The sequence below is a fragment of the Mucilaginibacter jinjuensis genome, assembly GCF_028596025.1.
Classification (GTDB): Bacteria; Bacteroidota; Bacteroidia; order Sphingobacteriales; family Sphingobacteriaceae; genus Mucilaginibacter; species Mucilaginibacter jinjuensis.
Genome location: NZ_CP117167.1, coordinates 2,887,559 through 2,911,521 on the forward strand (window position 1 = coordinate 2,887,559; position 23,963 = coordinate 2,911,521).

12 protein-coding genes are annotated in these 23,963 nt (G+C 42.0%); 10 read left to right on the forward strand and 2 right to left on the reverse strand.

Annotation, left to right across the window (positions count from 1 at the left end):
- Positions 1 to 352 precede the first annotated feature (352 nt).
- Positions 353 to 1,255, reverse strand: a complete 903-nt coding sequence (locus tag PQO05_RS13065; protein ID WP_273633529.1) for an AraC family transcriptional regulator — start codon at positions 1,253 to 1,255, stop codon at positions 353 to 355.
- Between the two features lie 254 nt (positions 1,256 to 1,509).
- Here PQO05_RS13065 and PQO05_RS13070 point away from each other — a divergent pair, with 254 nt between their 5' ends.
- From PQO05_RS13070 to PQO05_RS13110, 9 genes are all read left to right on the forward strand, one after another.
- Entirely contained in the window at positions 1,510 to 4,563 is a 3,054-nt protein-coding gene (locus PQO05_RS13070; RefSeq protein WP_273633362.1) for a SusC/RagA family TonB-linked outer membrane protein, read from the forward strand.
- 19 nt (positions 4,564 to 4,582) lie between these two features.
- Positions 4,583 to 6,169, forward strand: coding sequence for a RagB/SusD family nutrient uptake outer membrane protein (locus PQO05_RS13075; RefSeq protein ID WP_273633363.1), 1,587 nt, complete (start codon positions 4,583 to 4,585; stop codon positions 6,167 to 6,169).
- A gap of 20 nt (positions 6,170 to 6,189) precedes the next feature.
- The gene (locus PQO05_RS13080) at positions 6,190 to 8,406 is read left to right on the forward strand and encodes an alpha-amylase family protein (protein WP_273633364.1); all 2,217 of its coding nucleotides are present in this window, start codon (positions 6,190 to 6,192) and stop codon (positions 8,404 to 8,406) included.
- A 31-nt stretch (positions 8,407 to 8,437) separates the two neighbouring features.
- Positions 8,438 to 11,776 (forward strand): tetratricopeptide repeat protein, encoded by a 3,339-nt coding sequence (locus PQO05_RS13085; RefSeq protein ID WP_273633365.1) that lies wholly within the window; start codon positions 8,438 to 8,440, stop codon positions 11,774 to 11,776.
- 1 nt (position 11,777) lies between these two features.
- Entirely contained in the window at positions 11,778 to 12,839 is a 1,062-nt protein-coding gene (locus PQO05_RS13090) for an aldose epimerase family protein (protein WP_273633366.1), read from the forward strand.
- Positions 12,840 to 12,876: 37 nt separating this feature from the next.
- Complete coding sequence (locus tag PQO05_RS13095) at positions 12,877 to 14,217, forward strand: sugar porter family MFS transporter (RefSeq protein ID WP_273633367.1); 1,341 nt, start codon at positions 12,877 to 12,879, stop codon at positions 14,215 to 14,217.
- Between the two features lie 150 nt (positions 14,218 to 14,367).
- Positions 14,368 to 17,322 (forward strand): discoidin domain-containing protein, encoded by a 2,955-nt coding sequence (locus PQO05_RS13100; protein ID WP_273633368.1) that lies wholly within the window; start codon positions 14,368 to 14,370, stop codon positions 17,320 to 17,322.
- Positions 17,323 to 17,369: 47 nt separating this feature from the next.
- Positions 17,370 to 19,565, forward strand: coding sequence for an alpha-galactosidase (locus PQO05_RS13105; protein ID WP_273633369.1), 2,196 nt, complete (start codon positions 17,370 to 17,372; stop codon positions 19,563 to 19,565).
- Between the two features lie 58 nt (positions 19,566 to 19,623).
- Positions 19,624 to 21,897 (forward strand): glycoside hydrolase family 3 N-terminal domain-containing protein, encoded by a 2,274-nt coding sequence (locus PQO05_RS13110; RefSeq protein WP_273633370.1) that lies wholly within the window; start codon positions 19,624 to 19,626, stop codon positions 21,895 to 21,897.
- Between the two features lie 16 nt (positions 21,898 to 21,913).
- Here the strand turns inward: PQO05_RS13110 and PQO05_RS13115 are convergent, their stop codons facing one another.
- Positions 21,914 to 22,501, reverse strand: a complete 588-nt coding sequence (locus tag PQO05_RS13115) for a sigma-70 family RNA polymerase sigma factor (RefSeq protein WP_273633371.1) — start codon at positions 22,499 to 22,501, stop codon at positions 21,914 to 21,916.
- Between the two features lie 171 nt (positions 22,502 to 22,672).
- Between PQO05_RS13115 and PQO05_RS13120 the strand changes: the two genes are divergently transcribed.
- A complete protein-coding gene (locus tag PQO05_RS13120; RefSeq protein WP_273633372.1) occupies positions 22,673 to 23,830 on the forward strand; it encodes a FecR family protein in 1,158 nt (385 codons plus the stop codon).
- Positions 23,831 to 23,963 lie beyond the last annotated feature (133 nt).

Below are 23,963 nucleotides of genomic sequence, written 5' to 3' on the forward strand. Positions count from 1 at the left end.
GTTAAAATCGAAGATTATCTGAAATTTTTTAAGATGGGAGTTTCGGAACTATTAATCATCCTGTTCCGGAAACAGCATACAACAGGTTTCGGACGTATCACGAATCGTTCACCTAAATACATACGATTAAATGGATCTGTTGGAGAGAATTGTAATAAAAAGCCCCTAAATTATTGATTTAAGGGCTTTTTATTGCAATTTGCCTGTGCTTTTAAATCTTATCGGTTTTAAAATCGCTTTGAAAAGACGCGAATAGAAAAATTCTTAAAAATAACAGATGTGGAGATAGAATGCAGACAATATGAGATTTTTTATTTATTGGGTTATTTTGATGTCGTAAACCAGTAATCTATTAGCTATTTTTGCTGCGCCTGCGATATTCACTCGGTGAGATGCCCATCAAACGGCTGAACATCCTCGAGAAATAATATTGATCTTCAACGCCTACGTTAAGGGCCAGTTCTTTAATTGTATGTTTGGTAAAGGACAGATACTGACAAGCTGTTTGAATTTTTAAGTGATTAAAGTATTCAATGGGGGAGTGACCTGTTTGTTTTTTAAAAAGCGTACTGAAGTGTGTAACGGAAAGTTTAGCCGATGCCGCCATTTCGTGAAGTGTAATTGTTTTCTGTATATTATTCTGCATTTGTTTAATCGCATCATCTACTATGCCTGTCGAACCATCTTTTTTTTCACGGTTAAACTTATCCTCATATATAACAGACGACAGGAAATGATAAAAGATCATGTTGACATATCTGAGCGTGTCGTCGCTGTAACCTTGTTCAAGGTTATAGTATATATCGTCAAATAGCTTAATACGGTCTTCACTGTAAGCGAGCTGAGGCTTATAGTTTTCCGAATTTTTAATAATCAACTCTGCTATAGTTTTAGCATTTTCTCCTTTAAAGTGTGCCCAATAGATTGACCAGGGGGCCTTCTCATCTGCTCCATAGCGATGAGATGTATTAGCAGGAATGGTAACGAATTGTGATGGCGAAACTATGATACGTTTTTTGTTAATTTCTACCCAACCAAACCCCTCACTGCAGTAAATGATGATATGTTGGCTTATTCCATTGGGGCGCTCAGCATAATGGAACATCGCTTTAGGATAATAGCCAATATCAGTAATATAAATATGCTTTGTTATCGGATCTTTAACCAGAAAATCCATAATGATTTTTTTGGGAAGGACGATCAGGCGTTGTCCTTTAAAGCCCTCCCGTTTTCTTACTGCCTTATCTCGCAACATAAAATCCAAATTTTATAGAAGTGTAAAAAAGTCCATCATTATCATAGTGTAGCACATTTTAATTTTACCTGATATAAACGATGTTTGTGTTATAAACCAAATATAATTACAACTAAGCCAAAAAGAGCCTGCTTATTAAGAATAAAATTAGCAGGTTGTAAAATAATGAACTAATAGAGAAGAAGCTTCATTTTTTGGCTTTTGGGATAGTATTATCCATTGTTTCGTAAAACCAATTGATTAAACCTAAAAGAATGAGAAAACTTTTACTAATTTTTTTGATGTACTCCATAACATTGTGGAGCGCATCAGCCCAGCAAAAGAAGGTCAATGGCGTGGTCAAAGACGCGCAGAACGGACAGACCTTGCCGTTTTCGACAATCTCCGTTTTATCCGATGGTAAAGTATTAACTAAAATTGCTGCAGATGCAAACGGAAACTTTAGCATTGACGCCGAAACGGGTTCGATTATCCAGGCAACTTTTGCCGGCTATGAGCCAAGGCAGGTTAAAGTAGGGAATGCTAATAACCTTACCATCGAATTAAAAAGCAACACGAATTTGAATGAAGTAGTTGTAATTGGCTACGGTACAGAAAAGCGAAAGGATTTAACAAGTGCGGCTACAACGATATCTGCCAAAGAAATCAGCGAGGCTCCATCTACCAATCTGGCAACAGCACTCGCTTCCCGCGCGCCGGGACTTGAAGTTCACAGCACGAGTACCCAACCTGGTGCCAGTGCCAGCGTCAATGTGCGTGGTTTAAACTCCATTTCACAGTTGCAGGGCCCGCTTTACATTGTTGATGGTGTAGCCTTGGTGGGCGATATCCGGAATATCAATCCTAATGATATTGCATCTGTAGAAATATTAAAAGATGCAGCGGCGGCAGGTATCTACGGTTCGCGTGCTGCAGAGGGCGTTATCCTGATCACTACCAAAAAGCCGAAAGCTGGTGCAACAAGTGTTAACTTTGATATGTACGCAGGTATACAAAGCAACAATCCTGCCTACAAAATGTTGGATGCACGCGGTTATGCCAATTTAAAACGGTCTGCTTATCAGGACGCCGATCCTGGCACCTTTGGTAAACCGGGCACTGACACAGCCGACGCCAAAATATTTAATGCTTATGAACTGCATAGCATTGCCAATGGCTATACCAATTACGATTGGCAAAAAGCCATTGTGCATAATAATGCACTAACACAGAATTATACACTGTCAGTATCTAATGGTACAGGCTCCAACCGGGTGTACTTTAGCGGTCAGTATCAAAATCAGGATGGTATTCTGATTAACACCGGTTATAAAAAATACGCCGGTTATTTAAGCGATGAAACCAATATCCGGCCGTTCCTGAAGTTGGGCGGGAGCATAAATTATGCCCACGATATTACGCATAACGCAATGCCTAACGAGTATCAGCAATCGTTGACGGAGAGCCCGTTACAACCCATCTATGACAACAGCGGGCAACCGCTGGTTATAATCGATAAATCAACAGGTAATCCCACAATTTTTAATCCCGTAACACTTGCTTTGAATGCCATTGATCTGTATACAACTAACCGCACCAATGCCAACCTTTACCTGGAATTTACGCCGATCAAAAACCTGATGTTACGTTCGAGCATTGGTGCCGACATTTTCCAGGCTGAAGAAGACAAATATTATCCAAGAACTACGGGGCCTGGTTATATGCCCAATAATGGCCTCGGTGAAATTTATAATAGCCGAGCTACTGATGTATTATGGGAAAATACAGCGAGCTACAGCATTTCAGCCGGTTCTCATGAGTTGAATTTACTGGGTGGTTTTACTTTTGAACGACATGAAAACACGGCAACAGACATGCAAGGATCGCAATTTCCAACAGATTTGCTTTCTTACAAAGCTATAGGAAGTGCCGGGTTGAAAATACAGGACAACAGCCAATACGACGGTTGGACTGTACGATCATTATTTGCCAGGGCTGTTTATAAATATAAAGGCCGGTATATTCTAAATGCAACTATCCGTCAGGATGGATCGAGCCGTTTCGGCACAGATAATAAGTTCGGTGTTTTTCCAACTGTTAGTGGTGCATGGCGTGTTATAGATGAACCCTGGATAGGTTACAAAACCAAAACATGGTTAAGCGATTTTAAACTGCGTTTAAGCTATGGTTTAGTAGGTAATCAAAACCTGCCATACGATGCTATATACACCCGTTATGATGCAACAACTTATCCGTTCAATGGTTCATCGGTTACCAGCGGTTATTCGGCTGCAGGTACTAATGGTGTATTTGGTAATACCTCATTACAATGGGAAGTACAGCATCAGCTGAATGCAGGTACCGATATTGCGATACTGAATAATCGCCTTACGCTGTCTGTTGATGTTTACAATAAGAATATCAGTAGCTTATTAATGCCATTGCCACTTGCACCGTCATCAGGCTTCCAGACTGAGTATATCAACGTAGCTGCTATGAACACCAAAGGTATTGACGTGGCTTTAAAGTTTACGCCGATACAGACAAAGAATTTCACATGGCAGAGTTCATTAAACTGGTCGAAATATAAGAGCAAGGTTACCAAGCTTTTCCCGGGTACAGATTCATTGAACCTCACACTGCGTGTAGGTTTACCACCAAGCGGCGTTTATGGCAACTATGTATTTAACGGCCTGTATCAACAAGGTGATAACTTTGCACTTAATCCGAACGGAAAGCCGGGTGATATAAAGATTAAAGATGTTAATGGTGACGGAAAGATCACACCGCTTGACCAGGTTATCGTAGGCTCAAGCATTCCTCAGGGCTGGGGCAGTTTCTGGAACTATTTCAGGTACAAAAGCATCTCATTAACTATTTACAGTACCTATGAGTATGGCCAAAAATTAAACAACCTCACCTTTACCGATCTTACCTATTATAATTCGATATATGGTAACACAGGTAACGTTACAGTACAGGGTGGAAATTATTGGACACCTACAAACACTAATACCAACATTCCAAGGCCTAATTCATTTCAAACTTCTTTAAAAACACTTCCGGGTGGTATTGGTCAGGGTTCGAGTTATTCTATCCAAAATGCGAGCTACTTTAAAGTTCAGCATATCACACTGGGTTATGATTTCGCGTCTGAGCTGCTGAAAAAAATTAAGGTGAATACACTTAATATTTATGCACAGGTACTTAACCCTTTCTTGTTCACCGGTTACAAAGGTGTTGATCCGGATATAGCCGGTGCAGATGCAGCGAATGAAGTGTACCCAAGATACCGCACTTATTTGGTTGGTGTAAAATTAGGACTATAATTTAAACGACATTTTTGACATGAAAAATCCTACTCACTATATAAAGAAATTTTGGCCGGCAGCATTGGCAATTATCCTGTTGCAAGGTTTCAGCAGTTGCCGCAAGGAGCTTAACTATACACCTGAGGTATTTGTTTCGGCAGAAAATCTGTACAAAGACCAGGCAGGTGCTATTGCCGGGGTAACCGGTATTTATCAGCAACTACAAACCCTTAAAAAATCTGATTATCAGTTAATTGGTAACCTTGGCACAGACGAAGTTCGCGCTTGTTACCAGGCACAGGGTTATGGAGCCTACTGGGCAGGTGTGGTTGGCTTAGACGTATACGATATTACCTTTAACAGCCAGAATCAGGATATTTCGGGCTTTTGGACAGGTTGTTACCAGGGTATAGCTAATGCCAACGGGGCAATCAAGTATATCCCGGGGATTAAGAACTTTGCCGATCCTACTGTGCAAAACCGCCTGCTTGGTGAGGCTCGTTTTATGCGTGCGCTGTTTTATTTTTATCTGGTTCAGATGTATGGAGATGTGCCTATGCCGCTCGAGGATACTAATTTTGATAATGGTGTACCCCGCACGCCACAGCAACAGGTTTATGCCCAAATTGTTGCCGACCTGAAATTTGCTGTAGCCAATTGCTGGGTAAAAAGTAAGTTATCTGCAAATGATGTAGGCCGTGCAAATGTTGAAGCGGCCAAGGCGCTGTTAGGCAAAGTTTATCTTACTCAGCATGATTACAACGATGCTAAAACAACCTTTGAAGATCTGATCAACACCAACCAGATTAGCCTGTTAACAAACTATGGGGATCTATTTGATGGCAAGCACGAAAATAATGCAGAATCCCTGTTTGAAATTCAATATTCTACTGATAATACAAACGATGTTCAATCACTTCAAAACTTGTACGGCTCGTATGCAGGGCCGCCAATAGCCGGCGAAACTTTTGATATTCATACACCAGGCTATGGTGGCACGGTTGTAATGTCTACCGCCCATTATTCCGATTCGCTATTTGACAAGAAACATGATGTGAGGTATCTGGCATCTATCAACCATGATCGTTATGATGGCAGTGGTAATACCATGAGCTGGTGGATTGATCCCGGATTGCCAACCATCAAGAAATTTGATATTTCAACCAATGATATTGATTACAACCATTCGGGTAAAAACCTTTATTACCTGCGTGCGTCTGACGTATTTCTGATGTATGCTGAAACATTGAATGAACTGGGCCAGCCCCAGGCAGCTTTGGCACCGTTAAATAAAGTACGTGAACGTGCATTTGGCAGTGGAAATTATGATGTGAAATCTACTGTTTCACAAACAGCATTAAGGGATACAATCCTTGATGAGCGCAGCCGTGAGTTAGGTGCGGAAGGATGGCGTTGGTACGATCTTAAACGTACCGGAACGCTGGTGAAGCGCGTTAAACGATACAATGACCCGCATCGGGATTTCTTGCTGAAAAATGGCGGTACATCAGATCCGCATCCTGTACAGAACGTATCGGATAAAAATAATCTGTATCCGATACCACTTTCAGAGTTGCAGAATAACCGTGCGCTTGGACTTAAGGCACAAAATCCTGGCTATTAATCGATCTCAAAATGATTCAAATGAATAAGCGTTCCCTTACACAAAGTTTACTTACCATCTTAATGCTGTCGCCGGTTTCAGTATCTGCGCAAAAGGTGGTAAAATATACGGACAGTACGGTGGTGAGTACCGATGCAGCTTCCATATCTGCTAACCGTAAAACGGGGCGTTTGAATTTTCACTTTGGCAATGGTGTTACCATAAGTAATGCCGTTGCTTATATCAATGAGCTTTCGGCGGGTTATATTACTACATCTGCGTGTAAAGTCCATTTAATTTCTGCCGATGAGTTTACTAACGCAGGTGGAAAAGGTATTCGTATGGTGATCAGGCATTCTGGAAACGATGCCGGCATTACATTGATACAACAGATACTGGTTTATCAGGATCATTCTTACCTGTTTATTAATCTTACCGCTATTAAAGGTGATGGAGCAGGCGACAATATTGAGACTCGTGATATCTGCCCACTGGCCGTTTTGCCGAAGGAAAATTCGAAATTGAGCCAGCCCGGTTCCGAACCGCGTTTTTTAGATGTACCATTTGATAACGACAACTGGTCGCACGTGATCGAAAACAGTTGGAACAAAGCCAAGCCTTTTAATGGTGTTAGTTATGAATATGCTTCAATTTACGACAATACAAAATTGACCGGTTTGGTTATGGGCAGCTTGTCGCATGATTTCTGGAAGACAGGGATCACTTACCATTCTGCAGTAACCCCGGGTGTAATCGATTCACTTAAAATAATAGATGGCTTAGCCACTGAAGACAATGCTGCCCTTCCGCCTGATTATGGTGGAAATGATGGTACACATGACCATGCACTTCACGGCACGATGATCGGTAAATCGATCAGTTCCTCTATCATTTATCTGGGTGCCTCGGATGATGTGCGCAAAGATTTTGTAAATTATGGTAAAGCAAATGTGCAAATTAACGGCAGCCTGAGTTGGAAGGCGCCGGCTCCTGTATACTGGAACAGCTTTGGCGTAGAAGGTGTGCTGGGTTATGAGAAAGTAATGATGCCTAAAGATGTTTCTAAGATATCTGATTTTATCAAAACACTCGGCAATTTTAATCAATATACCAGGCCGGTGATAAGTATCGACTCTTATGATCAATCGATATATACCACCGAACTGCTTACCTCTTTTGGGCAGTTTGCACGAAAGCAACATCAGGAACTCGGGTTTTATTTCATACCATTTGCGTTGTGGAGTTGGAAAAATAGCATCGACAATACAAAACTACAGGGTACTGATTACCTGTTGAGTGATGTGGTATTGCGCGACAAAAATAATCAGCCGATCTGGTACAAAGATGGCCAATGGGGAGCTTTGGCGCTCGACCCAACTCACCCGGCTGTGAGGCAGTATGTTATTCATCAGCTGCAAAAAGCTAAAACAATCGGAGCGAAATTCATCAAGATTGATTTTCTGACAGCGGGCGCTTTAGAATCCAACCATCGTTATAACCCCAACATCCGGTCGGGGATGCAGGCCTACAATTATGGTATGAAAATGCTGAAATCGCTTGCAGATTCTATCATGGGTAAAGATGTTTTCATTACCGAAGCCATTTCGCCTATGTTCCCCAATCAGTATGCCCATACGCGGTTCATTTCTACAGATGTTTATTCGCATTTGCGTGATGATCAGCCGGGTTTTCCGCATTATGGCAGTACAGAGAGCTCATTAGCATACGGTTCCCATCTGTGGTGGGTGCAGGGCACGCTATGGCCCTATACCAATCTGGACGTAACGATTATGAAAAACTTTCAGAAGAACCCGGATTTGAGCGAGCAGGAGGTAAAGGTCCGGCTATTCGCCATGATGGCTATGGGTAGCATACTGGGCGATGGTTCTGATTTTAGAAATAAAATAGCTGCGGACAGGGCTAAAATTTACCTCGATAATAAAAACGTTTGTGCGTTTTTCAATGAGCCTAAAGCCTTTACACCGCTAAAATTTGCTGACGGGGCATCCTTCGACCAGCAGTTGGCTTTTTATCTGCCGGGTACTGAAGTGTTGTTCTCTCAATTCAATTTCGATACTAAAAAAGAGTACGATCAAAGTTGGAACCGCAAAGATGTTGGCCTGGGCAAAGGCGAATACGTGATTAAAGATTTTTTATCAGATCAAACTATAGGGAAGATAGGTAAGGATCAAGACTCATTTACCATTAATGTGCCGGCCGGCGATGCAAAAATGATCAGGCTGGTACCCGTCAACTAACATATTAAATACATAAAAATACATTAAAACTATGGAAGTAAAAGCTTGGGTGGAGCCAATCAACATTCCGACTTATGGGACAGGAAAACCGGAAAAGAATCCGATGTTTCTGGAAAAGAGAGTTTATCAGGGGAGCAGCGGCGTTGTGTACCCGCATCCGGTAATCGAAAAGATTGAAGATGAAAAGAAAGACCGCGAGTATACCGCCGTATTTCTTGAAAATGAATATTTAAAAGTTATGATACTGCCAGAGCTTGGCGGAAGGATACAACGAGCTTATGATAAGATCCGGAACAGGGACTTTGTTTATTATAACCAGGTAATTAAGCCTGCACTTGTTGGTTTAGCAGGCCCGTGGATATCTGGCGGTATCGAATTTAACTGGCCGCAACATCATCGACCAAGTACGTTTTCGCCGGTTGATTATAAAATTCAGGAAAATACAGATGGTAGTAAAACCGTTTGGGTAAATGAGCATGAAATTATGTTCCGTACCAAGGGTATGGCCGGTTTTACGCTTTATCCGGGTAAAGCTTATCTGGAAATCAGCGGTAAGTTGTTTAACCCAACACCTTTTCCGCAAACCTTTTTGTGGTGGGCTAATCCTGCTGTAAAAGTGAATGAACATTACCAATCTATATTTCCGCCTGATGTTTACGCGGTTTTTGATCATGGTAAGCGCGATGTTTCTGATTTCCCAATCGCTACAGGTACTTATTACAAAGTAGACTATGCACCGGGAACAGATATTTCGCGCTATAAAAATATCCCGGTACCAACTTCATACATGGCCATTCAGTCTAAATATGATTTTATGGGATGTTATGAGCATGATACACAGGCGGGGATGCTGCACGTGGCAGACCATCATGTGTCACCCGGCAAAAAGCAATGGACCTGGGGCAATGGAGACTTTGGCTTTGCCTGGGACAGGAACCTTACAGATGAAGATGGCCCGTATATTGAGCTGATGACGGGTGTGTTCACAGATAATCAACCCGATTTTTCATGGCTGAATCCTAATGAAGGCAAATCATTTGAGCAGTACTTTATGCCTTATGCACAGATTGGTGTAGTGAAAAATGCAACAAAAGAAGCCATGCTTAGCGTTGAATTAACAAATCTTAGCCTAAGCTTCAAGGTGTATGTTACTGCCGCTTATCCCAATGCCCATATTAAAGCATTTTACCATGGAAAAGAGATCTACTGTATAAATGCCAATATAGCACCTGATCGTATTTTTGAAGGACATGTGCCACTTGATGCACCGGATGACGATACTCAATGGCAGGTAATTGTAAGCAATGCCGACGGACAAGAGCTGGTTAGCTACCAACCGGAGCTATTAAAAGACCATGATATACCAGCCGCGGCCACTGTGGCTAAAGCACCTCAGGAAATAGAACAAGTAGAAGAGTTGTTTTTAAATGGCCTTCACCTGGAGCAATATCGCCATGCCACCTATAATCCGATGGATTATTATGGAGAGGCGCTGAGAAGAAGCCCTGAAGATATTAGAAGTAATAATGCTATTGGATTGCTTTTGTTGAAACGCGGGCAGTTTGAAAAAGCAGAAGAATATTTTAGAACAGCAATCAAATCCATCACACTCAGAAACCCAAACCCTTATGATAGTGAGCCATATTTTAACCTGGGCCTGAGCCTGAGATTTCAGGATAAACTTAACGAAGCCTATGATGCTTTTTTTAAAGCCACCTGGAATGATGCTCAGCAACACAGCGCGTTTTTAGAGCTGGCTCGAATTGCTACTTCGCAAGGCCGCTTTGATCTGGCGTTGGCACATGTAGAGAAATCCCTTATTCGTAATTACCATAGCCTTTCGGCGCGTCACTTAAAGGCGATCCTGCTTCGTATTACTGGTAAATTGGCGGAAGCAACTGATTGGATAACATCGTCGCTAGAGATTGATCCATTTAATTTCGGGTGCCTTTTCGAAAGTTATCTGGTTGAATCAGATAAAGATAAGGCCGGTGAGATCATATACCAGCTCTTGGGCTTAATGCGCGGAGAGATAAATAATTACCTTGAACTTTCATTAGCTTACAGTAATGCAGGCCGCTATGATGAAGGTATTGAAGTGATTGATAAATATGAAGAGAATAATGAAACAAATACCCCATTAGCAGACTATTACCGGGGTTGGTTCTCTAAAAAATCAGGCAATGATCAGATAGCTAAATTCTTCTTTAACCAGGGGCGTTTAAAAACACCGGATTTCTGTTTCCCCAATAAGGTAGAAGAGGTGCTTATCCTGAAAGCGACTATTGAAGCTAATCCCTCGGATTTTATTGCTAACTATTTGTTAGGAAACCTTTGGTACGATAAGCGCCAGTACAATGAAGCCATTTCCTGTTGGGAGCAATCGTCTGCGTTCGATGATACTTTCCCAACTGTGCACCGCAACCTATCATTAGCCTATTACAACAAATTGCAACGGCCAGAAAAAGCGCTTGAAGCAATGGAGAAGGCTTTCACGCTTGACCCAAAGGATGCCCGCATATTAATGGAGCTGGATCAGTTATATAAAGTAACGGGGAAATCATCTAAACAGCGGTTAGATCTGCTTGATCATTATACGGAGCTTGTAGAACAAAGAGATGATCTTTACCTGGAACGGATTACACTTTATAACAATCTAAAACTATACAAGGAAGCATTGCAGTCAATACAACTGCGTAAGTTTCATCCATGGGAGGGTGGTGAAGGAAAAGTGGTGGGCCAATACTTGCTATGCCTTATTGAACTGGCAAAGCAGGAAATTTCAAATGAAAATTTTGAACAAGCTGTTTCTTATCTGATTGCAGCGCAGCAATATCCGGAAAATTTGGGTGAGGGTAAGCTGTATGGCGTACCGGAAAATGACATCAATTATTTATTAGGCTGTACCTATGAGGGGATGCAGCGCAATGAACTTGCCAAGGAGAAATTCGTAGCTGCTACCATAGGTAACAGCGAGCCTGTACAAGCTATTTACTATAATGACGCACAACCCGACAAAATACTTTATCAGGCATTGGCCTGGCAAAAACTGGGAGAACTCGATAGGGCTAACGCAATTTTTAACCGCTTTATTGAATTTGGTGAAAAGCACCTTCACGACGATGTTAAAATCGATTACTTCGCCGTATCGCTACCCGACATGTTGGTGTTTGATGTAGACATTAACCGCAGAAATGTAATTTTCTGTAATTATCTGATCGGCCTTGGGTATCTTGGTCTCGGCGATGTTGAAAAAGGAAAAGGTAAGTTGCAAAAAGTATTGGCAATGGATATTAATCACCAGGGGGCCGCGTTGCATTTAGCAATGGTGGATTATTTCAGTCAGCTCAATCAATCTTATATTGAATAAAATGAGCGGACTAAATATATCAAGCGTAAGAAGCCCGGAATTTCCGGAGGATTACGTATACGAAGTTGAAATGTCCAATGACAATATAACCGTTCGACTGACCAATTTCGGCGCATCTATAATCCGTATTGATCAGCCCGATCAATACGGAGTGAAACGTAATATTGTAGCCGGGTTCAAAGATATCGGCGATTACAGAGATAATCCCTATTATTTGGGCTGCATCCTCGGCCGCTATGCCGGCAGAATATCGAATGCTCAATTTGAGTTAAATAATAAAGCCGTTCAATTATCAAAAAACGACGGTGCGCACCATTTGCATGGAGGAGCGGAGGGTTTCAGTAAAAAGGTATGGGTAATTAAAAATCTAATAAAAGAACAAGATCAGGTTGGTGTAATAATGGAGTATCTGAGTTTGGACGGCGAAGAAGGATATCCCGGTAACCTCTGGACGCAGATTAAATATACACTGGATGAAGATAACCTGCTTGCTATAACTTACAATGCAGTATCAGACCAGGTTACACCGGTTAGTCTTTCTAATCATTCTTACTTCAATCTGAGCGGATTTGATGAGCCTCATATTCTGAGGCACGTATTACAAGTCAACGCTGACTACTATACAGCAAAGACAGATGCCCATTTACCGACCGGAGAAATTTGTACTGTGGCAGCTACCTCTTTAGACTTTAAAACGGCGAAAATTATTGGCGATAACATCGGCGATTTTTCTGACGATAGTGGTTATAATCATAATTTTATACTTAACGATTATGAGGAAGGCAAAGCAAAATTAGCCGTGACGCTTACCGATCCTGATTCAGGCAGGTTCGTGCAGGTTTATACAGATCAACCCTGTGTACAGATCTATACTGCGAATGCCTGGGACAGCAAAATTATAGGCTCTCAAGGTATACCTTATGGTCAGCATGGTGCAGTAGCCATAGAAACGCAGTTTTATCCGGATGCGCCCAATCACCCGGGCTTCCCAAAGCCTTATTTATATCCGGGAGATCATTACAAAACAAAAACAATATATGCTATTGGAGTCGAGGAGCACTAATTTAGAAGCACAAAGGCCTGTTATTGAAAACAAAAAAATGCAGAAAGCAACATATAAACAAACGTACGTTCTGGGTATATCCTTTATATCCGCTTTGGGCGGCTATTTATTCGGGTTCGACTTTGCGGTCATTTCCGGGGCTTTACCATTTCTTCGCAAACAATTTGAACTTAGTGCAGCCTGGGAGGGGTTTTTAACGGGTTCCCTTGCGCTCGGTTGTATTGTGGGCTGCCTGTTTGCCGGGCGAATTGGTGAGCGATATGGACGCCGCCCAGGCCTGATGATGGCAGCATCTATTTTTGCTGTCTCATCTATTGCCATCGCACTTTCATCTGCACTGCCGGTATTTGTGGCCATGCGCTTTATGGCCGGCATTGGTGTGGGTATGGCTTCCATGCTTTGCCCAATGTATATTGCCGAAGTTTCACCAGCTGAGGTAAGGGGACGTAATGTTGCCATTAATCAGCTAACTGTGGTTATCGGGATATTAATTACCAATCTGGTTAATTATTACCTGGCTGATAAAGGTGTTAACGCTTGGCGATGGATGTTTGGATTGGGAGCCATACCATCTTTAGTGTTTTTATTTGGTGTAATCTGGTTGCCCGAAAGCCCCAGATGGCTAATTAAAGCAGGCCAAATGGAAAAAGCACGATTGATCCTGAACAAGATCGGCTCAGCAGAATTTGCCGGGCAAACCAAAAGCGATATCGTCAAATCTTTAAGCGGCGCTACTCATGTAAATCTAAGAGCCGTGTTTGATAAATCGGTGCGCCCGGCTGTCGTTATTGGTATCGTATTGGCTATTTTTCAGCAGTTATGTGGTATCAACGTCGTTTTTAATTATACCTCTACTATTTTTCAATCAGTAGGTGCAAATCTCGATCACCAATTGTTTGAAACAGTAGTTATAGGATTAGTGAACCTGATATTTACACTCTTGGCCATGTGGCTGGTAGATCGTCTGGGCCGGCGTCCGTTAATGTTAATTGGGGCAATTGGCCTTGCCGTGTTGTATTTAATATTGGCATTTCTGCTGCAAACACATGCAGCTACAATTTTGATATCTGTTGCAGTTATGGCGGCTATTAGCATCTATGCCCTGTCGCTGGCCCCGGTTACCTGGGTGCTTATTTCCGAAATATTTCCTAACCGGATACGCGGGGCTGCTTCTATGGTGGCAATAGTTTCGCTTTGGGGGGCATACTTTGTGTTGGTATTTACGTTTCCAATCCTGGCAAAATACCTAGGTACCTACGGCCCGTTCTATTTGTACGCGGCCATTTGCTTGCTCGGCTTTTTCTTTATCAAAGCAAGAGTGAATGAAACCAAGGGGCAGACATTAGAGGAATTGGAAGAAAACTTATTCAGTCACTAATTTCCAAGACTGTAAAATTAAGCATGAACCGTCTGTAATCACTCCTGATAAATTTTTATTTCAATTTTCGGGAGTGATTGCCATGTTTGGATACTTATGTAGTAACGGTACAAGCTACCGCTATTCATTTAATACGCTAACCGCTACATCATGTTAAAAACCAATTCTTTGCCAGGTAAATTTTTACTATTCTTTTTACTAAATGTCTTTTTGACAGTTAGTGTTTTTGCACAGTCTGATACCATTAGCCTCGCCAGTTCAAAAAAGCAGGTGTGGTATGTAAAGGCCGAAGCCGAAGTCAATAAAAATCCATCTGATCCATCACTTATAGTTCAAAATTGGATACCAGCAGTTGTACCGGGTACTGTTTTTACCTCGTATGTTAATGCAGGTATAGAGAAAGACCCCAATTTTGGTGATAATATTTATAAAGTTGATCGTGCAAAATATGATCGTAATTTCTGGTACCGTACAGAAATTAAAATACCTGCCACTTACGCTCAGAAACGCATTTGGCTAAATTTTATCGGTGTAAACCGCCGTGCCGATGTGTATTTGAATGGCGAATTACTGGGCACGATGGATGGTTTCATGATTCGCGGTAAGTTTGACGTTACTACAATTGCGAAAAAAGAAGGTAAAAACATTTTAACCGTACTGGTTTATCCACCTTTACAACCGTTGGCCAATGTAGGCAGCCCCAATTATGTATCGAGTGCAGGTTGGGACTGGATGCCGTATGTGCCGGGGCTAAATTCTGGTATTACTGACAAGGTCTACCTAAGCTGCAGCGGTGACCTAACCATGCAAGACCCATGGATACGTGCCGAATTGCCAACAAATGCCAGGGCTGATTTATCAATCGCGTTACAGGTAAAAAACAACACAAACCAAAATATTGACGGGGTACTGCAGGGCGAAATTATGCCCGGCAATATTAAATTCTCACAAAAGGTACATGTTAACCACGGTAACCTTAGTGATATTAAATTGACCAAACGCGATTTTGAGCAATTAATGATTAATAGTCCAAAGCTTTGGTGGCCAAATGGTTATGGTGATCCAAATTTGTATGATCTGCATTTGAGATTATTGATTGATAATAATGTATCGGATGAGCAGGATATCAAATTCGGCATCAAACGCTATAGTTATGATACTATCGGGCATGTACTGCACCTGGCTATTAATGGTACCCCGGTTTTTATCAAAGGGGGCGATTGGGGGATGTCTGAATACATGCTTCGCTGCCATGGTGCCGAATATGACACCAAGATTCGCCTGCATAAGGAAATGAACTTTAACATGATCCGCAATTGGATAGGCTCTACCACTGATGAGGAATTCTATGAAGCTTGCGACAAATACGGTATCATGATATGGGATGAGTTCTGGCTTAATTCAAACCCTAATTTACCTGCCGATATTAATGCTTTTAATGCCAACGCTGTTGAGAAAATTAAACGTTTCAGAAACCACCCATCAATAGCTATATGGTGTGCTGATAATGAAGGCTGGCCCGAACCGCCATTAAACAATTGGTTAAGAGAAGATGTACGAGTTTTTGATGCCGCCGACAGGTTTTATCAGCCAAACTCCCATGCTGAAAGCTTGACTGGCTCTGGCCCATGGATGGCTAAAGATCCCCGTTATTACTTTACGGCCTACCCAACAGGTTTGGGTGGTAACAAAGGCTGGGGATTACGAACAGAGTTAGGCACAGCGGTATTCGTAAATTTTGAGAGCTTTAAGAAATTTATGCCGAAGGACAAACAATGGCCCCGTAATGAGATGTGGAACCAGCATTTCTTTGGTCCGGGCGCTTTTAATGCCGGCCCCGATCAGTATGATCAGATGATCTCGCAGGGTTATGGTGCACCGAAAGATATTGAAGACTATTGCCGCAAAGCCCAGTTTGTGAACGTAGAAAGTAACAAAGCCATGTACGAAGGCTGGCTTGACCACATGGGCGAGGATGCATCAGGTATTATGACCTGGATGAGCCAATCTGCGTATCCGTCAATGGTTTGGCAAACTTATGATTACTATTATGACTTGACAGGGGCTTACTTCGGTGCTAAAAAAGCCTGTGAGCCGGTGCATATTCAATGGAACCCGGTAAGTAATGCGATTAAGGTAGTAAACACTTCGCGTGACGATGTATCCGGCCTTACCGCAACTGCCGAGGTTTATAACCTGGATGGCCGATTAGTGAAGCAATACAGCAAATCAATGCAGCTTACGTCGCCATCTAACAGTGCCTTAGAAGTATTTAAAATGAATTTTAATGCCGATCAGTTTGATTTGGCGAAAGGGAAAAATATGTTTGCCTCATCGGCACCAGATAACGATCCGGCTAATGCTAATGATGGTAATAGCGGTACGCGTTGGGCAAGCAAATCTAACGACGATGAATGGATTGCTGTTGATCTGGGTAAAGAAGAAGTTGTAAATGGCGTAGGCTTAAATTGGGAAGATGCATACGGTAAAACTTTCAAAATTGAGGTTTCAAGTGATAATTCACATTGGCACCAGGTTTACCAAACCGACGAGGGTAGAGTAGGGTGGCAGAAAGTAGGCTTTCCTGAAGTATCGGCACGTTATGTTAGGATGCATGGCATTGAACGGGGCAGCTGGTGGGGTTATTCACTATATGATTTTGAAGTTTATCAGGGTGATGTTGCCAGTACGGGCTTAAGTGATGTACATTTTATCAAGCTAAAGCTAACCAATGAATATGGTAAGCTGATATCAGATAACCTTTACTGGCGTGGTAATAAGCGTAAGGATTATACAGCTTTAAACACTCTGAAAAAAGTTAATTTGCAACTGCATTATCAAACCAGAAAAGCGGATGGCCATACCTATGTCATCGCTGATGTTACTAATCCTGCTTCGTCTCAATCAGCTGCATTTGGCATTAGATTGATGCTGACAAAGGCCTCAACCGGCGAGCAGATCTTGCCGGCTATTATGAGCGATAACTATTTCTCGCTAATGAACGGAGAGAACCGAAAAGTGGAGATCTCATTTGATAGCGATCTGGTAGCAGGCGATAATATCAAATTAACAGCCGAACCCTACAATAATCATATTACTAAATAATTGGACGGTAAGTAAATGTAAATTACCGCAGATAGAAATAACCTTTTATGAATATAAACAAGTCTTTCCCCGGAACCATTTTAATAGCGTTCTCACTGTGCGTCAATGCTGCCACCGCACAAACTATCATTCCGATACAAACAGCAAATACAGCAGTAGTATTACAGGTAACCGGGCAGAAAGACCTGAATACAATTTATCTGGGCAAAAAGCTGGATAACAATGCCGATTACAACCAGCTGCCGGCCGTATACAAAGAACCTAATGATTATAATGTAATGTTTAACTCGGCATATACACCGTCTGGTTCAAGAAACCTGCTGGAGCCGGCCATTACAGTAACTCATGCAGACGGCAACAATTCGCTCGACTTGAAATATGTGAGCCATGCCACAACTAAGGTTAGTGACGATGTATCGTTATTAACCGTTCAGCTTAAAGACCCTATTTATAACTTCGAAGTAACACTTTATTATAAATCATATTATAAGGAAAATGTAATCGAGCAATGGAGTGTGGTCAGGCACCAGGAAAAAGGTAGTGTGGTACTGCAAAAATTTGCATCAGCTAATCTTAATCTGAAAGCCCACAATTACTGGCTGCGCCAGTATCATGGCGATTGGGCTAAAGAAATGCGCCCGGAAGAAACGCAGCTTACTCACGGCATCAAAACACTCGATTCTAAACTGGGAACCCGTGCCAACCTGTTTATGCCTTCAGTAGTTATGGTTTCGCTGGATAAACCGGCTACTGAGGACGAAGGCCAGGTTCTCTATGGCGCGTTGGAATGGAGTGGCAACTTCAGGACTGATTTTGAAGTAGATCCGAAAGATAACTTAAGGATCATCTCAGGGATTAATAATTATGCATCACCCTATCAGCTTAAACCTAATACAGATTTTACTACACCGGCATTTGTATATACTTTCTCTGATAAAGGCAAAGGAGAAGCCAGCCGCAATATGCAAAGCTGGGCACGCAATTATAAACTACTTGATGGCAAAGGAACAAGGTTAACCTTACTAAACAACTGGGAATCTACCTATTTCGATTTCAACGAACAAAAACTTGCCGGGTTGTTGAAAGATACTAAAAACCTTGGTGTAGATCTGTTTCTACTGGATGATGGCTGGTTTGGTAACCAGTACCCCCGCAATGATGACCATGCCGGATTGGGCGACTGGCAGGAGAACCGCAAAAAACTACCTAACGGGATTGCTTCAATTGCTAAAGAAGCACAAAACGATGGCGTTAAGTTCGGCATCTGGATAGAACCAGAAATGGTAAACCCTAAAAGTACGCTGTACAGCAAACATCCAGATTGGGTGGTGAAACAAGCTAATCGGGATGAATATTATTTCCGTAACCAATTGGTACTGGACCTCAGTAATCCACAGGTACAGGACTTTGTGTATCACGTCGTTGATTCGTTATTTATCAAAGACCCGGCACTGGCTTATATTAAATGGGATTGTAATGCGGTAATCTATAATGCCTATTCATCACACCTAAAACACGATCAATCACAGTTTTATGTAGACTATGTGCGCGGACTTTATAATGTGTTACAGCGCATCAGGGGTAAATATCCGCAAGTCCCCATGATGTTATGTTCTGGTGGCGGTGGTAGGGTAGATTATGGCGCTTTACAATACTTTACAGAATACTGGCCAAGTGATAATACCGATCCGCTGGAACGCATCTTTATCCAATGGGAATACTCTTATTTCTATCCCGCGATTGCTAGCGCCAATCATGTGACCGACTGGGGCAAACAACCATTGAAATACCGGGTTGATGCGGCGATGATGGGTAAAATGGGTTTTGATATTGTGATCGGTAAATTAGGGGCCAATGATCTTAAATTTTGCCAGGATGCAGTGGCAACTTATAACCAGATCAGGCCAATTGTATGGCAGGGAGACCAATATCGTTTATCAGATCCCAGGGAAGAAAGTGTTGCCTCGGTGATGTATGTGAATACAGATAAAACTTCGGCAATAATGTTCAATTACCTGGTCAATAATCGTTATGACGAAGGCAGCAAAGGTCCGATACTGCTGAAAGGCCTTGACCCCTCAAAGAAATATAGCGTAAAAGAGATTAACCTTTATCCCGGCAGCAACTCAAATGTCAAAAGCGGCCAGATATTCTCGGGGGATTTTCTGATGAAGATAGGTTTTAATCCAGAAGTAAACTCAGGCAGCAGCAGTGTAATTATTCAGTTAAACGAGCGCAAATAATACATATCCACTACATTTATTTTTTGTACGGGAGCCGCTACAACACAACTATTGTTAAATGAAAAAGATATTTACCCTAATTACCTTATCACTTACTATTTGCAGCAGTTATGCTGCAAATAGTATTGACAAAGACACTCTGGTTTATAAAAACAAGAATGCGCCTGTTGCGGCACGTGTGGAAGACCTGTTAAAGCGCATGACCCTCAAAGAAAAAGTAGAACAGCTGGAAAATCGCGCTGCCGGAAAAACTGACGAAATAGACCGGATTTTCAAGGGGGAAAGTTTTGGCTGTACACACGAAATGAGTATGAATGCGCAGGATTGTGCCAGTATGTATCAGCAACTTCAAACGTATATGCTGCAAAAAACGCGTTTGGGCATCCCATTAATTACGGCCGTTGAAGGCATCGAAGGCATCCTGCAAAATAATTGTACCATCTTTCCGCACGAGCTGGCACAGGGGAGCACTTTTAACCCCGAATTAATTAAAAGAATGACAACCGCCGCAGGCGAGGAAGCTCATGTAATTGGCATCCACCAGATACTATCGCCGGTGTTGGATATTGCCCGGGAGCTTCGATGGGGCCGGGTAGAGGAAACCTTTGGGGAAGATCCATACCTGATCTCGCAAATGGGTACTGCTTTTATAAATGGGTATCAATCGTTTAATATCACCTGTACGCCAAAGCATTTTGTGGCACATGGCTCGCCGTCGGGCGGATTAAACTGTGCTAATGTAAGCGGCGGAGAGCGCGATATGCGTAGCCTTTATTTGTATCCTTTTAAAAAGGTAATTGCCAATGCTAATCCATTGGCGGTAATGTCTTGCTATAGTTCTTATGATGGGGTTGCGGTTAGTGGTTCAGCTTATTACATGACCGATATTTTACGTGGCGAACTTGACTTTAAAGGCTATGTTTATTCGGATTGGGGATCTGTTGAACGCCTGCAAACATTTCATCATGCAGTAAACACTCGTGAGGAGGCAGCGATTAGATCACTAGAGGCAGGTGTTGACTTAGATGTTGACGGCGCTTACGAAACACTCGAAAAATCGGCAGAAAGCGGGCGCATTGATATGAAATACATAGACCAGGCCGTCCGTCGCATTCTTACGGTTAAATTTCAACTTGGCTTATTTGACAATCCCTATGGTGATCCTAATAAAGTCGCCAAAGTAGTACGGAGCGAAAAACATATCGCCATTGCAAAAGAAGTGGCTGATGAAAGCGCCATATTGCTTAAGAATGAGAACAATATTTTGCCGCTTAATTTATCAAAATATAAATCGATTGCTGTTATTGGCCCTAATGCAGACCAGGCTGTTTTTGGTGATTATTCATGGACCGGTCGTGATACAAAAGAAGGCACTACACTTTTACAGGGACTCAGGGAGGTGACCGGCAATAGAGTTAAGCTAAATTATGCCCAGGGTTGTGATTGGTGGAGCCGGGACAAATCTGGTATTTCTGAAGCAATTAAAGCGGTTGAGGCCAGTGATATAGCCATTGTGGCTATTGGAACGCGCAGTACATTCCTGGGTCGTAACCCGCTAAATTCAACCGCTGGCGAAGGCTTTGACCTGAGTTCGCTCGAATTACCGGGTGTACAAGCGGATTTATTAAAAGCGATAAAGGCAACGGGGAAACCTTTCATTGTTGTATTTATATCAGGCAAGCCACTGGCCATGCCATGGGTAAAAGAAAACGCCAATGCCGTGCTTGTGCAGTGGTACGGAGGCGAAAAGCAAGGCCGCACACTGGCCGATATTTTGATCGGGGCTGTTAACCCATCCGGTAAGCTTAATGTGTCGTTTCCAAGAAGTACGGGTAATTCGCCAAGTTACTATAACCACTTTGCTACTGACAGGAATGAGCCTTTCGATAGTCCTGGTAGTACGGAGCACCCAAAAGGGCATTATATATTTGACCATCCAGACGCGCTTTGGGACTTTGGTTATGGATTAAGTTATACCACTTTTAAATATACCGGTTGCAAGGTTATTGACTCTGTACTAACCGCCAAAGACACCATAAAATTGGATGTTAATGTGCAGAACGCCGGCAATATGGATGGTAAAGAAGTGGTGCAGTTGTATGTTCATGATAGAGTTAGTTCAGTAGCTACCCCTGTGCAGCAATTAAAAGCATTTAAAAAAGAATTGATCAGGAAGGGACAAACAGTAAAGATCCATCTGGAAATACCGGTCTCAGAACTTGGTGTTTATAATGAAAAAATGATGTATGTAGTTGAGCCTGGAGCGTTTGAATTACAGGTTGGCAGCGCAGCAGATCAAATCAATTTTACAAAAGTGATCACCATAAAATAAGGCTAACTCTTTGTTTTTATTTAATTGCGTGTAACAGTAATAACAGCATTAGTGAGCCTGTTTTTTGGAAGGTTAAACGCAGGTATTTTAAAGCAATTGCGATGTTGTTTTCTACAGTTTTTTTAGAAACGCCCAATCTTTCCGCAATTTCCAAATTGCTAAGGTGATGCATGCGGCTAAGCAAGAAAATTTCCTGGCAACGCTCTGGAAGTTTATGTAAATATTCGTCCAGTTGTTTTTGCAGTTCTATGTTTTGTATCCGCATCTCACCGGCGTTTTGCTCTGCAAATTCGCTGGTGTCAAACAAATCTGCTTTGTAAGCAATAGATAGTTTCGCAGCCTTTTGCCTGCTGTAAAGCTGGTATCTGACAGAAGTCAGCAAGAAATTAGGAACTTTATTAATTACCAAAGTTTCACGCCGTGTCCATAAGCTCAAAAAAATGTCGTGCACAATTTCAAGGCTTGTATTCTCATCCTGCAAGCGCTGAAAAGCAACCTTATAAAGCCTGTCCCAATAACGTGCAAAAAGCTCGTTGAAGGCCGAAAGGTCATCATTACGTACGGCATTCCACAAATCGATATCGTCTTTTTTTGACAATAGCATAGCACTTGGTTTTCAGTAAGATAATTGGTTTGGGATAGGATAACTGGTTTCCAAATTTAAAAAAAGAAACTATTTGCTAAGGAAATATTGACAAAAAAATAAAAAATATTTTTCGGGAGTGTTAAGGCAATTTGAATACTATATTATTACAGACCACCATTATAAATTTTCATGATCGGAAAAGATGAGTTTATAACTCTTTATAAAAAATATTTAGAAGGACAGTGTACGCCCGAAGAAATTAAACAGTTGGAAGCATACGAGGACGATATGAGTATGCCGGACGACAGTTGGGGAAATGATTTGGGAGACAGGAAAAAACTATTCAATACTTTACAGCACAAATTGCAGGAAAGCATCGGTTATGAAGGAGGCGCCCATCATACTTGGTATGCGGGCAGGTGGTTCAGCGTAGCTGCTTCTGTATTGATTTTACTTTCTATAGGGTTTGGGTTGTGGAAAGTATCAGAAAATAGAGTGCAACAACAACCTGTTTATGCAATGGCTCAGCCAAGCAAAAAAATTGTACCGGGTAGTGACAAGGCTTATCTTACTATGGCTAATGGTTCTGTTATTACATTAAATGGCGCCGCCAACGGTACTTTAGCCGTGCAATCGGGGATAAAGGTTGATAAAGTTCAAGAAGGACTGCTCAAATATACTACTGACGATAACGCATCTTCGGAACAAACCGCATTTAACTTAATTACTACCCCACGCGGCGGTAAGTACCAGGTGGAATTGGCTGATGGTACACGCGTGTGGCTTAATTCGGCCACCTCGTTAAAATATCCTGCCAGCTTTACAGGTAAGGAACGAAGAGTAGAGTTATCTGGCGAAGCTTATTTTGAGGTTGCCAAAAATCCATCCAAGCCTTTTCTGGTAACTGTAAATGGTATCACTGTGCGTGTGTTGGGCACCCACTTTAATATTATGGGTTACAATGACGAAAAAGCGGTTAAAACCACCTTACTTGAAGGCTCTGTAAAGCTAAGTTACAATGCGCATGAGGTGCTGCTGAAACCGGGTGAGCAGGGACTATTAAATACATCGCAAACCGGGTTTGAGGTAAGCAATGTAGACGTTGACGACGTTGTGGCCTGGAAAAATGGATTTTTTGCATTTAACAATGAAGATATTCAAACCATTATGAAACGCATTTCGAGATGGTACGATGTAGATGTGGTTTTCCCGGAACAGTTTAAGCGGAAGAATTTCGGCGGTACGGTATCGTGCTTTGATGATGTTTCACAGGTATTAAAATCGCTCGAACTGACAGGATCTGTGCACTTTAAAATAGAGGGGAGGAGGATTATTGTGATGCCATAAATTTTACCAATGAAATAAAAGATGACATCCTGAAAAAATAAGACCAGGAGCGGTGGAGCGCCCCTGATCTAAATGCCAAAGGCACTCAGGATTTCAAATTAATCGTGTCGAAACCAATTATTCAAAAACCTTA